Origin of the sequence: Streptomyces sp. NBC_00083, from assembly GCF_026343295.1 — a bacterium.
Taxonomy (GTDB): domain Bacteria; phylum Actinomycetota; class Actinomycetes; order Streptomycetales; family Streptomycetaceae; genus Streptomyces.
Genome location: NZ_JAPELY010000001.1, coordinates 2,617,781 through 2,633,510, shown reverse-complemented (window position 1 = coordinate 2,633,510; position 15,730 = coordinate 2,617,781). Strand labels below are relative to the sequence as shown.

3 protein-coding genes are annotated in these 15,730 nt (G+C 72.9%); 2 read left to right on the top strand and 1 reads right to left on the bottom strand.

Going from position 1 to position 15,730, the window contains the following annotated elements; translation table 11 throughout:
- Positions 1–44 precede the first annotated feature (44 nt).
- Positions 45–1,526: an MFS transporter gene (locus OOJ98_RS11650; protein ID WP_267054566.1), complete on the bottom strand. Its 1,482-nt coding sequence runs from the start codon at positions 1,524–1,526 to the stop codon at positions 45–47.
- 608 nt (positions 1,527–2,134) lie between these two features.
- Between OOJ98_RS11650 and OOJ98_RS11645 the strand changes: the two genes are divergently transcribed.
- Together OOJ98_RS11645 and OOJ98_RS11640 are read left to right on the top strand one after the other, a co-directional pair.
- Complete coding sequence (locus OOJ98_RS11645; RefSeq protein ID WP_267054565.1) at positions 2,135–14,389, top strand: polyketide synthase; 12,255 nt, start codon at positions 2,135–2,137, stop codon at positions 14,387–14,389.
- Positions 14,386–15,729 (top strand): hypothetical protein, encoded by a 1,344-nt coding sequence (locus OOJ98_RS11640; protein WP_267054564.1) that lies wholly within the window; start codon positions 14,386–14,388, stop codon positions 15,727–15,729. Before OOJ98_RS11645 ends, OOJ98_RS11640 begins: the two co-directional genes overlap by 4 nt.
- Position 15,730 lies beyond the last annotated feature (1 nt).

Genomic DNA, 15,730 nt, shown 5'->3' with positions numbered 1-15,730 from the left:
AGCACCAAACGAGACGCGTTGTACGGGAGTTGACGCAGGCCGCGCTACGGCGCCGGCGTGGCTCCCCGGTCCTGCGGGGCCGGCGGCGCCGGTGCCGGGGCCGCGCCCGCGGTCGCCGGCTTCGGCCGCAGCGCGAGGAGCATCGTGCACACCACCGCCGCGCAGAGGACGTTGACGGCCATCGCGGCGGCATAGACGTGGTGGAAGGAGGCGATGCCACCCGGAGACGCCCCCGAGGCCATGATCGAGGCGAAGCCCGCGACACCGACCGAACCGCCGACCTGACGCACCGTCAGCGTCATGCCGAGGCCGCCCGCGAACTTGGCGGGCGGCACCGTCCCGGCCGCGAGCGACGACAGGCAGGTGATGGCGAGGCCGAGGCCGCCGCCGCCGAGGATCGCGGCGGGCAGCCAGCCGCCGAGGAAGTTGGGTGTCGCGCCGAACAGGCCGGAGGCCCAGATGGCGTTGCTGCCGGTGAAGGAGAGCGCGCCGAGCACCGTCACCTTCACCTGGGTCGCGGGCCGGGTGAGCCGCCCCGCGGCGAGCGAGCCGGCCATCGAGGAGACGGCGCCGACACAGAGGGCGCCGGCCGTCTTCAGGACCGACCAGTGCCAGATGTCCGCGGCGAACAGCGGTGCCGCCAGCATCCAGGCGAACATCGTCATGTTGAGCAGTCCGAGACCCACATTGGCGGTGCGGAAGACGGGGCTGCGCCACACCGACATCTCCAGGGCCGGAGCCGGGTGGGTGCGCGAGCGCACCACGGTGACGGCGATGAGCACGAGGCCGGTGAGGGCGAGCCCGATGGTGCGGGCGTCCGTCCAGCCCCAGGTGTCCCCCTCGGTGAGCGCGCTCACCACGCCGCCGATGCCCAGGGCGAGCGCGATGCTGCCCACCGCGTCCGGCAGCCGGTCCCCGGTGCCGGGCCAGCGCCGCTTCGGCAGGATCACGACGGCGGCGAGCAGCATCGCGCCGCACAGCGGCAGGTTGATGTAGAACACCGAGCGCCAGCCGAACGCGCGCAGCAGGAGGCCGCCGGCGGCCGGTCCGATGACGGCGGAAAAGCCCGCCACCGCGGACCAGGTGCCGACCGCCCGCGCGATGCGCTCCCGCGGTGTCGTGGCGAGGATCAGGCCGAGCGCGGCGGGGATCATGCCACCGGCCGCCGCGCCCTGGACGACCCGCGCCGCGATGAGCCACCAGATGGACGGCGCCACGGCGCAGACCAGCGATGCCGCCGTGAAGGCGGCGAGGGACCAGAGGAAGACGGTGCGCCGGCCGATGCTGTCGGCGATCCTTCCGGCCGGTGTGAGCACGGCGGCCAGCAGGATCGTGTAGCCGCTCAGCACCCACGTCATGGTGTTGAGCGACGCACTCGGGAAATCGCCGAGGATGTCCGGGAAGGCGATGCTGATGATCGACAGATCGAGGAACGCCATGAAGCTCGCGCCGCTGCACAGCGCGAGGACGCGGGCCGGGTCGACCTCCCGCGCCGCACCTCTGGGCTCGGCCGACTCGTCGGGCATAGCGGTCCCCTCGCTCGTGTACGTCGTCGTACTGTCCCCGCGGCCCAACGCCGCTCTCGGGCAGGCTGGTTGGAGCGACGCGGCCGAAGCAAGTGTGCCCGCACCCCGCCGATGGGAGGAGCGCATTGTGTGACCACTACATGTGATGCCCATCACCCGGGTTTCACTCGAAGATCTTTACCGTCATGCCTTGCGGTGGCTCTCACGGCAGGCCAATGATGGGTCGGGGCGCCCCGTGGAACAACCGGGGTAACGACGTGGGGACGTTCCGGCCCCTGACCTGGCATCAACACACTTCTGCTATCCGGTACTTGCGCACTCCTGCACGACCGCGTTCCTGCACCACAGCACCAACGCACTTCGGCAGTTCAGCACTTGGCGTACTGGCAATCCTGACAGCGCGAACACCTCACGCCCGCATGGCGGCGCGTGGGTCGACGCCGCTCGATCTCGGGGGAATCGGCACGGGCGCACGGGGGGCCACCCCTGTACGCGCGCTGGGATCCGACACCTGGGGGCCTCCTCATCGGGCCGCCCCGGGCGTCGATGCCGCCTGCCCCGGGACGGCCGGCGCTCATGGACGCGCCGTGGATCATCACGGGGGAGACATGGCTGTGACTTCTTTGAGTTCCGTTCTGATCGGTGGCGGGAGCGTGCTCGTCCGCTGCGGCGACCTACTCGTGGCGAAAGGCCACCGGGTCACGGCCGTGGTGACGGGGGACGCCACCGCTCGGGCCTGGGCGGTCAAGGCAGGCATCGCGCACTACGAACCGGCCGAGGCGGCCGCCCGCACGGCGCAGCTCACCTGCGACCTCCTGCTGAGCGCCGGCAACTACGCGGTGGTCCCGGAAACGCTGCTGGCCTGCGCGACGCGCGAGGCCGTCAACTACCACTACGGTCCGCTCCCCGCCTACTCCGGCCTGCACGCCCCGTCCTGGGCCGTCGCGGAGGAGGCACAGGAGTACGGCATCACCTGGCACCGCATGGCCCAGACGGTGGACGGCGGCGCGGTGCTCGGCCGCGTGCCGGTGCCGATCGCGCCGGACGACACCGCACTGTCGCTGGGCCTGAAGTGCGACGAGGCGGCCGTGGCCGGTCTGGACGCGCTGCTCGACGAGATCGCGCAGGGCCGCGCGACGGCGACCCCGCAGGACACGGCGGCGCGCCGCTACTTCTCGCGGCACACCCAGTTCCCCGCCGAGGGCCTCATCGACTGGAGCCTGCCCGCGCACCGCGTCGCCGCCCTGGTCCGGGCCGCCGACTACGGCCCGTTCGCGAGCCCGCTGGTGTGGCCCAAGATCGCTGCCGGCAGCCGTGTCTACGCCGTCCGTGAGGCCCACGTCACGAACGGCGACGCCTCGGACACCACCGCCGCCGCACCCGGCACGGTCCTCTCCTGCGACGACGCGTCGGGCCTGCGGGTGGCCACCGGCACCGGAAGCATCACCCTGACCCGGCTGTGCACCCTGGAGGGCCAGGAGACTCCGGTCTCAACTGCCGCCCTGCGCCTGGAGGTTGGTCCGGGCACCGTTCTGGACTCCCCCGGCGGGGAGGCGAGCGCGCGCCTCACCGACGCGGGCCTCGCGGCCTCCAAGGCAGCCAACCGCTGGCGGACCCGTCTGACCGAGGCCGCCGGCCACCCCTGCCGACTGCCCTGTCCGGAGCCCCTCCCGGAGCCCGCCGCAGGCCCCTCCGGCACCGCCGAGCGGCCCGATCCCGTCCTCGTACGCTGCCCCGTCCCGCCTCCGGGCGACCCTGACGGCCCGGACGGCCCGGCGGGCGCCGCCGCGCACCTCGCCGGAGCGCTCGGGCTCTTCCTCGCACGCGCGGGCGGCGAGCAGGTCGTCCACCTCGCGATGTCCGCCCCTCGTACGGGAGTCGACGCCGCGCACCGCGCGCTGTTCAGCGCGTGGCTGCCGCTCGCGTGCCGGTTCGACGCCGACGCGACGGTCGCGGAGAACCTGCGCCTGGTGCGCGAGGAGTTCACCCGCGGGCAGGAGCGCGGCTGGATCCGCCGCGACGCGATCGGCCGGGACGACGCGCTGCGCGAACGCTGGGCCGACGGCACGCTCATACCCGACGTCCTGATCTCGTGGGGCGCCCGCGACCCCGGGGAGCACGGCACCGACGAGCGGGGCGGTGACCGCCCGAAGCTGGAACTCCACGTCGAGCGGGACGGGTCCGCCGACGGCGTACTCGTCTCCTTCCACCACGACGCGCGCCTCGCGGCCGAGGACGTCTCCCGGCTCGCCGGCCAGTTCGCCGCGTGGTGCGGCCGGCTGGCCGCCGCCACCGGGCTGCTCCCGGCCGCCGTCGATCTGCTCGGCGCCGACGAACGAGCGCTCCTCGTCGAGGAGTTCAACACCACCTCCGGCGCCGGGGCCCTTACCCTGCCGGTCCTGCACCGTCTCTTCGAGGAGGCCGCGCTCGGCCACGCCGGGGACACCGCGCTGGTCTGCGCGGACGAGAGCCTGACCTACGCCGAGCTCAACACCCGCGCCAACCGGCTGGCCCACGCGCTGAGCGAGCGGGGCGTGGGCCGCGGCGACCTGGTCGGCGTGGCCCTGGACCGCTCGATCGACCTCGTCGTCGCCCTCCTCGCCGTCCTCAAGACGGGCGCGGCCTACGTCCCCGTCGACCCCAGGTTCCCGGCGGAACGCATCCGTCAGATGGTCGAGGACGCCGACCCCAAGCTGATCGTCACCCCGGCCGCCCCACCCACCGCCCTCGCCGCCTGGGCAGCGCGCTGCGTGGGCGTCGACGCGGGCACCGGACAGGGCACCGGGGGGAACCTCGCGGTCGAGGCGGGCGCCGACGATCTGGCGTACGTCATCTACACCTCGGGCTCCACCGGCCGCCCCAAGGGAGTGGAGATCACCCACGGGGCGCTGGCCACCTTCCTGGCGGCCATGCGCCGGCGCCCGGGGTGCACCGCCGACGACCGGCTCCTCGCCGTCACCACGGTGTCCTTCGACATCTCCGTACTCGAACTGTTCCTGCCCCTGCTCAGCGGCGCGACCACCGTCATCGCACAGGCCAGGGAGACCCTCGACGCCAAGGCGCTGAGCGGGCTCCTCGATCGCCACGCGATCACCATGATGCAGGGCACCCCCGCCACCTGGCAGCTGCTGCTGGAGGGGGGCTGGCGGGGCACCACCACACTGAAGAAGATCCTGTGTGGTGGGGAGGCACTCCCCCGCGACCTGGCGGACCGGCTGCTCGCCACATCGGACGCGCTCTCGGTGTGGAACATGTACGGCCCCACCGAGACCACCGTGTGGTCCACGGTCTGGGAGGTCGCGGCCCGTGCCGACGAGGAGAACATCCTCATCGGGAGCCCCGTCGACCACACCCAGGTGTACGTCCTCGACGAGCACCTCGCGCCGGTACCGCTCGGCTTCCCCGGTGAACTGTGCATCGGCGGCGCCGGAGTGGCCCGCGGCTACCGCAACGACCCCGAACAGACCCGGCTCCGCTTCGCGGACAACCCCTTCGGACCCGGCGCCCTCTACCGCACCGGTGACGTGGCGCGCTTCGCCGGGCCCGGCCGGCTGACCCTCCTCGGGCGCAACGACCGGCAGGTCAAGCTGCGCGGCCACCGCATCGAGCTCGCGGACGTCGAGGCGGCCGTCGGCCGTCACGAGGCGGTCCGGCGCGCCGTGGTGGTGGGCCGCGACGAGCACCTGGTCGCCTACTGCGTCCGCGAGACGACCGACGCCGGCCCCGCCCCCGTGGACCGGGGCGCCGCCCTGGCCGAGTGGGCCGCCGCCTGGGACCGCGCCTACGAGGGGGGCGGCGAGAGCGCTCCCTCCGGCGCCCGACCCGCGTCCGCGGACGCCACGTTCAACCTCGCGGGCTGGCACAACAGTTACGACGGGCTCCCCTTCTCCGAAGCGGAGATGCGCGACTGGCAGCAGAGCTCCGTGCGGCGGATCCTCTCCTACGCGCCGGAGAACGTCTTCGAGATCGGCTCCGGCAGCGGCCTGATGCTGTTCGGTCTCGCCCCGCACTGCCGCACCTACCACGCCGTGGACGCCTCCGCCGCCGCCGTCGACATGACCCGGCGGCAGCTGGCCTCGCTGCCCCACGTCACCTGCGAACAGCGCGCCGCCCATGCCCTGCCCGAGGTTGCCGAGGGCGCCTTCGACACCGTGGTCCTCAACTCGGTGGCCCAGTACTTCCCCGGCGTCGACTACCTGACGTCGGTCCTCGCCTGGGCGACCGGGGCGGTCACCAACGGGCGCGTCTTCCTCGGTGACGTACGCGACCTCTCCACGCTCGACGTGTTCCACGCCGACGTGGCGGACTTCCGCGCGGACGGCGAGGCCGGCGGCATCGGCGCCGACGAGCTGGCCCGCCGCACCGGGCGCGCCCTGCGCGCGGAGCGCGAACTGGTGCTCAGCCGCGACTACTTCGCGAACCTGCCCCAGCTGTTCCCGTCGATCACCCGCGTCGAGATCACCCTGCGCGACGGCCGCTACGCCAACGAGATGACGCGCTACCGCTACGACGTCACCCTGCACATCGGCGAGGCCGGCCGGGCCGCCACCCCGGCGGCGGAGAAGGACTGGCAGGCCGAGGCGTTCGACGCGGCCGCGCTCCGGGCCGCGCTCGGCGCCGTCACCGACACCCCGCTCCGACTGAACAGCATCCCCAACGGCCGCCTCGCCGAGGTCTGCGGACGGGTCGCCCCGGCCCTGGAGATCAGGGGCGCCACCACTCCGGCGCCCACCTCGTGGACCGACCCCGCCGACCTTGCCGCCGCCGCCCAGGAGGCCGGCCTTGAGCTGGCGTTGCTGCCCGGACGCTCCGGCTCCCCCTGGCTCTGCGACGCCGTGTTCTCCCGTCCGGGCCAGAGCCCCGACCTGAGCCCGCGGCCCGCCCCGGCCCGGGACCGTGACGCGCTGGACGCCTACGCCAACACGCCCGCGGTGGGCGAGCCGGCCGAGGTGCCGCTCAACCGGCTGCTGCGGCCCTGGCTGGCCGAGCGGCTGCCTGAGTACATGGTCCCGGCGTTCATCGTGGAGCTGGACGAGCTGCCGCTGACCCCCAACGGCAAGATCGACGAGAAGGCGCTGCCGGACCCGGTGGTGGAGGTCGACGCCGCGGCCAGGCCCGCCAACGAGCTGGAGCGGGACATCATGGCCGTCTGGGCCGAGGTGCTCGGCCACGACCGGATCGGCGTCAACCAGAGCTTCTTCGAGATCGGCGGCAACTCGCTGCGCGTCGTCCGCGTCCAGCGGCGCCTCGAAGAGCTCCTCGGACGGCCGGTGTTCGGCGCCAAGCTCTTCGAGCACTTCACGGTGAAGTCCCTCGCCGCCCATCTGGCCGGTGAGACGGGCGGCAGCCGCGTGGTGGTGCCCGACCGCCGGCGCGCCGTGCAGGACGAGCCCATCGCCATCATCGGCATGGCCTGCCGCCTGCCAGGAGACGCCAACACCCCGGAGGAGTACTGGGAGTTGCTGGAGCGCGGCGGCGACGGCATCGTCGAGGTGCCCAAGGACCGCTGGGACGCGGAGGCGCTGTACAACCCCGACCCCGAGGTGCCCGGCACCTCGTACTGCAGCCGGGGCGGGTTCGTCGGCCCCATCGATCTCTTCGACGCCCCCTTCTTCGGGATCTCGCCGCGCGAGGCCCGCTCCCTCGAACCCATGCAGCGCATGGTCCTGGAGACCACCTGGGAGGCGTTCGAGCGGGCCGGCTACACACTGGACCGGCTGCGCGGCAGCCAGACCGGCGCGTTCATCGGCGTGGGCAAGAGCTCGGCGTACCACGAGTACGGGCTCACCATGGCCGGCACCCTCACCGACCTCGACGGGTATGTGGGACCGGGGTCCGCGGGCGGCACCATGTCCGGCCGCGTGTCGTACGTGTTCGGCCTCGAAGGGCCCACCCTCACCCTGGACACGGCCTGCTCCTCGTCCCTGGTCACCACCCACCTGGCGTGCAACGCGCTGCGCAACGGCGAATGCGATCTGGCGGTGTCGGCCGGTGTGAGCCTGATGCTCACGCCCGAACTGCACGTCGAGTTCAGCCGGCTGCGCGGCATGTCGGCCGACGGCCGCTGCCGGTCGTTCTCCGCCGACACCGACGGCACCGGCTGGAGCGAGGGCTCCGCCGCGGTCGTCCTCAAGCGGCTGTCCGACGCGCAGCGCGACGGCGACCCCGTGCTGGCCGTGCTGCGCGGCACCGCCGTCAACCACGACGGGCACGCCGCGAGCCTGACCACGCCCAGCGGCCCCGCCCAGCAGCGCGTCATCCGCGCCGCCCTGGCCGCGTCGGGGCTCCAGCCGGGCGACATCGACTATCTGGAGGCGCACGGCACCGGCACCAAGCTCGGCGACCCCATCGAGGGCACCGCGCTCGCCGAGGTCTTCGGCAGCAGCCGTGCCGACGGGGCGCCGCTGTGGGTCGGTTCGGCCAAGTCCAACCTCGGTCACACCCAGGCCGCGGCGGGGCTGGCCGGGGTGATGAAGGTCGTCCTGGCCATGCGGCACGACACGCTCCCGCAGACCCTGCACGTCACCGAGCCCACCCCCGCGGTGGACTGGGAGGGCGCCGGGATGGCGCTCGTCCGGTCCCAGCGTCCGTGGCCGGCGAAGGACGTGCCGCGCCGCGCGGGCGTCAGCTCGTTCGGCATCGGCGGCACCAACGCCCATGTGGTCGTGGAGGAGCCGCCGCGGCCGGCCGCCCGGCCCGTGGCCGAGGCCGTGGCCGCGCCGCTGCCGCCCACCGTGCCGTTCGTGGTGTCCGGGCACAGCGACGCCGCCCTGCGCCGGCAGGTGGAGAACCTGCACCTGCACATGGGCATGAACATCCAGGACCGCCTGGGCGATGTGGCCCGCTCCCTGGCGACGACACGCAGCCACTTCCGCCGGCGGCTGGTGCTCCCCGTCAAGGACAAGGCCGAACTCCTCGACAAGCTCGCCTCGTTCGCCCGCACCGGCGAGCTGCCCGCGGATTCGGTGCGCACCGGCAACCACGCCGATGAGCCCCGCCTCGCGCTGCTCTTCACGGGCCAGGGCAGCCAGGTGCCGGGCATGGGCAAGGACATCTACGACGTCCACCCGGTCTTCCGCGAGGCGCTCGACGAGGTCGTCGCCCGCTTCACCGCTCTGGAGAAGCCCCTCCTGGAGGTGATGTGGGCCGCGCCGGGCAGTGCGGAGGAGGCGCTGCTGCACCGCACCGACTTCACGCAGCCCGCCCTGTTCGCGCTCCAGGTGGCGCTGTGGCGGCTGTGGGAGAGCTGGGGTGTGCGGCCCGAGCTGCTGCTCGGGCACAGCATCGGCGAGCTGGCCGCCGCGCATGTGGCGGGGGTGTTCGACCTGGACGACGCCTGCCGTCTCGTCGCGGCCCGCGGCCGTCTGATGCAGGCGCTGCCCGCCCGCGACGGCGCCATGGTGTCGCTGGAGGTGACCGGCGAGGAGGCGCTGGCCGCCCTCGACGCGCTCGGGCTGCGCGGCAGGCTGGACGTCGCGGGGCTCAACACGCCCACGCAGACGGTGCTTTCCGGTGACGCCGACGCCGTCGAGGCGATCGCCGCACACTTCACGGAGCAGGGCCGCAGGGCCAAGCGCCTGACCGTGTCCCACGCCTTCCACTCGCACCACATGGACGCGATGCTCGACGAGTTCCGTGCCGTGGCACGGGGCGTCACCTTCGGCCCCGCGGCGATCCCCCTCGTCAGCAGCCTCACGGGTGAGCGCGCGGCGCCGGGCGAGCTGGAACAGCCGGACTACTGGGTCCGCCAGGTGCGGAGCGCGGTGCGCTTCAGCGACGGCATGCGCACCCTGCACCGCGAGGGCGCCAACACGTTCCTGGAGCTGGGCCCGCAGCCCGTACTCTCCGGGATGGGCGCGGCCTGCCTGGCCGACGAGGGCCCGGTGTCGTGGGTGCCGTCGTGCACCCCGGGCAAGAACGGCGCCTCGGTCGTCCAGCGGAGCCTGGCCGAGCTGCACGTGCGGGGCGTGCCGGTCGACTGGGACGGCTACTTCGCGCCGTTCGGCGGCGCCCGGGTGGCCCTGCCGACGTACGCCTTCCAGCGGGAGCGGTTCTGGTTCGAGCCGCCGCTGTCCCGCGAGACCGGCGCCGGTCTGAGCGCCACCGGTCACGCGCTGCTCGGCGGCGGGGTGGAGATCGCCGGCACCGAACTGTCGCTCTTCACCAACGTGGTGGCGTCCGACCAGCCGGCGTGGGTGCGCGAGCACCGGGTGATGGACGCCGTCCTGATGCCGGGCACGGCGTTCTTCGAGGCCATGCGGGCCGCGGGCGACGCCGCGCACGAGGGGGCGTGGGACCTGTCGGACGTGGTCATCGCCTCGCCGCTGGTGCTCGCCGCCGGGGTGCCGGTGCGGATGCAGGTCACGGTGGGCCCGAGGCTCGGCGAGAGCCGCCCCGTCCAGGTGTACAGCGCGCCGGAGGGCGAGGACGGTGCCTGGCAGCTGCACGCCGAGGGCCGGCTCACGCCCGCGCAGGAGGCCCCCGTCACCGCATCGGTGACGGTGCCGCCGCTCGGCGCCGAGCCGCTCGACGCGTCCGCCCTCTACCGGGACCTGGACGCGCTCGGCTACGGCTACGGGCCGACCTTCCAGGGCATCAAGGAGGCGTGGCACGTCGGCGGGGAGGTGTGGGCGCGGGCCGCGCTGCCGCAGGACGCGGAGCAGTCCGCCGGCGGCTACGTCCTGCACCCGGCCCTGCTCGACTCGGCGATGCACTCGCTGCTGCTGACGCAGCGCCTGCAGAACCGCACCGGCGACGACCTGTTCGTGCCGTTCGAGGCGGAGCGTCTGTCGCTGCGCGTCAAGGGCCTGTCGGAGATCTGGGTGCGGGTCGCCGAGTTCGAGCTGGGCGAGGGTGAGTTCTGGGCCTCGCTCGACATCCACGACGGGGACGGCGTCCACGTCGGCCGGCTGCACCGGCTGCACGCGCGCCGCGTGGACCGGGCCGTACTGCGCCGGCTCGCCGCGGCGGGCGTGGACCGCTTCCAGTTCCAGGTCGACTGGCGGCCCGCCGACACCTCGGGCGTCGAACTGGGCGGATCCTGGGGCATGTTGGCCCCCGGTGGTGGCGACGCCGCGTGGGAACGCGAGGTCAAGACCCTGCTCGCCCGGTCCGGCATCCAGGTCATCAAGGTCCGGGAGCCGGCGGACGCCGAGGACCTGGACGGCCTCGTCTGCCTGTGGGACTCGGACGCCGACGTGCCCGCGCAGGCCCACGCGTTCGCCGCGCAGGGCCTCGAACAGCTCAAGGAGGCGGTGGAGACCGGGCTCCGCACCCCGCTGGTGTGGGTGACCCGGCACGCGGTGGGCACCGGCGCCGACGACATGGTGTCGGGCCTGGGCGCCGGCCCGCTGTGGGGCCTGATGCGCACCGCGCGCAATGAACACCCCGAGCTGGGGCTCCGCCTCATCGACCTCGGTGAGGACGCGGCGGACCGGGCGGCGCTGCCCGCCGCGCTGATGCTGGAGACGGAGCCGGAGTGCGCCCTGCGGCACGGCGAGGTGCTCGTACCGCAGCTGCTGCGGGTGGGGTCCGCCCGCGATCTGGAGCTCCCGGCCGAGGGCCGCTGGCAGTTGGAGATCGCCGCCAAGGGCCGCCTCGACGAGCCGTTGAAGGTCAGGGCGCTGCCGGAGCGGGCCGTCGCGTCGGGTGAGATCCGCGCCGAGGTGCGGGCCGCCGGGGTGAACTTCCTCGATGTGCTCAACGCGCTCGGCATGGTGGAGATCCCGGCGTTCGGCCTGGAGTTCGCGGGTGTGGTCACCGAGGTCGGCGCCGGCGTCGACCAGGTGAAGGTGGGCGACGCCGTGCTCGGTCTGGCCCGGGGTTCGTTCGCCTCCGAGGTGATCACGGACGCGCGCCAGGTGGTGCGGATGCCCGAGCACCTCACCTTCGAGGAGGCCGCCACCATCCCGATGACCTTCCTCACCGCCTGGTACGGCCTGCACGAGCTGGGCGCGCTGCGGGCGGGCGAGCGGGTCCTGATCCACGCCGCGGCCGGCGGCGTGGGCATGGCGGCGGTGCAGCTGGCACAGCTGCACGGCGCCGAGGTGTACGGCACGGCGAGCGAACCCAAGTGGCCCGCGCTGCGCGAACTCGGCCTGGACGACGACCACATCGCGTCCTCGCGCGACCTCGGGTTCGTCGAGCGCTTCGGCCGGAGCGCGGGCGGCGGCGAGCCGCGCGGGAGCTTCGACGTCATCCTGAACTCGCTGGCCACCGAGTTCATCGACGCCGGTCTCGACATGCTGGGCAGCGGCGGACGGTTCCTGGAGATGGGCAAGATCGATGTGCGCGAGCAGGCCGCCATCGACCGGAGCCACCCGGGTGTGACGTACACCGTCTACAACCTGCCCGAGGCGGGCCCCGACCTCATCCAGCGGATGCTGGTCTCCATCGCCGAGCTGTTCGGCCAGGGCAAGCTGGTGCCGCTGCCGCTGCGGGCCTTCCCGATGACGCACACCTCCGACGGGCTGCGCTTCATCGCCCAGGCCCGGCACGTGGGCAAGGTGGTCCTGGTCCCGGCCCAGCAGCGGGAGTTCGTCCGCCCGGACGGCGCGGTGCTCGTCACGGGTGGCTCCGGCGATCTCGGCCGGCGGGTGGCCGGATGGCTCGCCGACACCCATGGCGTACGCGATCTGGTGCTGACCTCGCGCCGCGGGACGGCGAGCCCGGGGGCCGCGGACCTGGTGGCGGAGTTCGCCGAACGGGGCGTCACGGTCACGGTGGTGGCGTGCGACGCGGCCGTTCGCGAGGACGTCGCCGCGGTGCTGGAGCTGTTCGGCGAGGAGCGTCCGCTGCGCGGCGTGGTCCACGCGGCCGGTGTCCTGGACGACGGCGCGCTGACCGATCTGACGCCGGAGCGGTTCGACGCGGTTTTCCTGCCCAAGGTGGACGGCCTGTGGCATCTGCACGAGCTGACGCAGGACAGGGAGCTGGACTTCTTCATGATGTTCTCCTCCATCGCGAGCGTCATGGGGGCGCCGGGCCAGGGCAACTACGCCGCGGCCAACGCCTTCCTCGACGCGCTGGCCCATCTGCGCCGGGCCAAGGGCCTGCCGGCCACCTCGGTGGCGTTCGGCCCCTGGGAGGGCGCGGGCATGGCCGCCGGGCTCAGCGAGTTCGACCGGGCGCGCTTCGCCCAGCTCGGCCTCGACCAGCTCGCCCCCGACGAGGGCCTCGAACTCTTCGAGCTGGCCGTCAGGAGCGGCCGGGCGCTGACCATGTCCGCCGCGCTCGACCTGAACCGCGTCCAGCACTACTACGAGAGCCGCGGCGGCATACCTCCGCTGTTCCGGTCGCTGCTCAGCGGCAACTCCGCCAAGCGTTCCGGCGCCGGTGGCGCGGCGGACCTGCGCAAGCTCCTCAGTGAGGCCGCGCCGCCGGAGTATCCGGACGTGGTGCTGGGCGTGGTGCGTGCGGAGGTCGCCAAGACGCTCGGCTTCGCCTCGCCGGAGGCCGTCGACGTCAGCGTGTCCCTCCAGGACATCGGCATCGACTCGCTGACCGCGGTCCTCATGCGCAACCAGCTCGCGGACCTGACGGGGCTCGCCCTTCCGGCGAAGATCGCCTTCGACCATCCCAACCTGACCTCGCTCGCGGACTTCCTCCTGGACAAGCTCCTGGAGGCGGGGCTCGAAGCGGCGCCCGCGACGGCCCCGGGCGCGAGCGCCACGGGGACGGCCGAGAGCGCCGCCGGCTCGGGCGTCGACCTCTCCGCGGCCCGCAAGGGCTGCCTCGACCCCGAGCTGCGCTTCGACAACGCCGGCGCGGCGCCGGTCCGCCCGGAGGCGGTCTTCGTCACCGGCGCCACCGGGTTCGTCGGCGCCTATCTGCTGCACGAGCTGCTGGCGTCCGAGGTGGTCGCCTACTGCCTGGTGCGGGCGGACGACGCCCGCCGGGGCATGGAGCGCCTGGTCGCCTCGCTCGACGCGTACGGCCTGTGGCAGGAGGAGTTCGCGCCGCTCCTCAACCCGGTCGTCGGCGACCTCGCCCAGCCGCTGTTCGGCCTGGCCGAGGAGGACTTCGACGACCTGGCCGAGCAGGTTGACGCCATCTGCCACTCCGGCGCCCTCGTGGACTGGATGCGGCCGCTCGACGACTACATCGGCCCCAACGTCGTCGGCACGCACGAGGCGCTGCGGCTGGCCTCGCGCGGCCGCGGCAAGGCGTTCCACTTCGTCTCCACCTTCGCCACGCTGCCCAAGTACCTGGGGTACGAAGTCACCGAGGAGGACCGGGAGTTCGGCTACCTCACCTCCAAGTGGCAGGCGGAGCAGATGGTCGCCGCCGCGCGCTGGCGCGGCGCGCGGGCGTCGACGTACCGGCTGCCGTTCGTGGGCGCCTCGACCCGCACCGGGCACTTCCGGCTCGACCGGGGCGACTTCCTGCACAACCTCATCACCGGCAGCCTGGAACTGGGGAGTTTCCCGGCCTTCGACGCCGACCTCACGACGGTGCTGCCGGTCGACTACCTGTGCCGGACGATCGCGGCGGCGATGACGGACGACCTGGAACGCATCGGCCGGGACCACGACTTCGTCAACGCGGGCGCTCCCGGCTTCGGCCGTTTCTTCGAGATGGTCGGTGCCGCGGCGGGCGGCGCGGAGGTCGTGCCCTTCGGCCCCTGGCGCGAGCGGGCCCTGGCGTTCGCCGCCGAGCACCCGGCCGGCCCGCTGGCCCGGATCGCCGCCCTGGTGGACGGGCTGACGGAGCAGGGTCTCGCGGACATGTTCGCCGCGCTCCCGGTGGGCGGCGCCGTCTTCGGCGACCGGGACTACCCGTCCCCGCCCGTCGACGAGGACTTCGTCCGCACCTATGTGCACCGCATCAACACTTCGGACCGAGCGGAGAACACGACGTCATGAGCGACGCGACACAGACGCCGGGCGCGACGGTGGACGACGACACCACCGTCACCGGCACCTACCAGAAGACCGGCACCTTCCTGCACTCCTCGGCGGCGGTGCACGCCGAGCAGCTCTCCCCCGTCCTCGACAAGTACCAAGTGGAGAAGGAGGATTGGGAGGTCCGCCTGCCTCCGAACCGGTCGCTGAACGCGAGCCGTTTCCTGCCCGAGTCGCACCCCACCCACGTCGTCCCGATGAATCTGGACGACGACCTCGCGGACAACCTGGCGCGTCAGCTGCGCTGCCAGGCGGTGATCCAGGAGAGCTTCGCCGCCGCCTCGATCGGCAGCTACTTCCCGGTCTCCACCATGTTCGAGAACTGTGTGCTCTTCGTGCCGTCGGCGAAGCGCTTCTACGACCTGAACCAGGGCATCGTCCAGGAGCACTTCCCCGAGGTGGAGACGGCGGTCGTGAACGCGTTCATCGTGCCGGCCGAGAAGCGGCCGTACGGTACGCACGCGGCCAGCTCGATCGCCCTGCAGATCCCGTCGCTGGTCAAGAAGCAGCTCGGATTCCCCACCGAATACCGCAGCTTCCACACCGCGCTCACCCCGACGCCGCTCAGCCGGCAGCCCTTCGTGATCTTCGAGGAGGCCGAGCTGGAGGCGCCCAACCTCCCGTACGTGTACGAGCGGATGCTGGAGTGCGGCCTGGAGGGCGAGGAGAAGGACGCCGTCGACAAGGCGCTCTACCTGTTCCTCGAAGGGAAGCTGTCCGAGCTCGACCTGCCGTCGGTGCGGGACTTCCTCATGGCGATGTACTGGGCGAAGACGTACGCCGACACCCCCTCGCCCGGCTACTACTGCGACAGCCGGGTGGGTGACGCGCTGGTCTTCGACAACTACCGGGCGCACGCCGACAGCACCCTGCCGCGCACGACCAAGGACCGGCTCACCATCGATCTGCGCTGCTTCAACAAGGTGCACTACCCGAAGGGCATGACCAGCGGTCTCGACTTCATCGTCGATCCCGACGAGCGTGCCCACCAGGTCAGGCGCAAGTGGGCGTCGATCGAGTTCCTCCTGGCCACGCTGGGCTACGAGAGCGTCGACGAGTTCCTGCGCCTGGTGTTCGGCGGGACGCGGCGGGCGGCGGACATCGATCCGTTCGGCCTGATGACCGACCTGCAGTTCGGCATCTACAACAAGTCCGAGTACCACCTGCTCGACCAGAACCTCGACGACCACTACGAGCGGGTCGAGGCGCTGTACGACCGCATCGCGAAGGAAGGCGAGTACGTCCTGCCGGAGCGGGCCCGGCAGTGTCTGGCGGCGCTGAGCGAGCAGCCGGGCGCCTGAC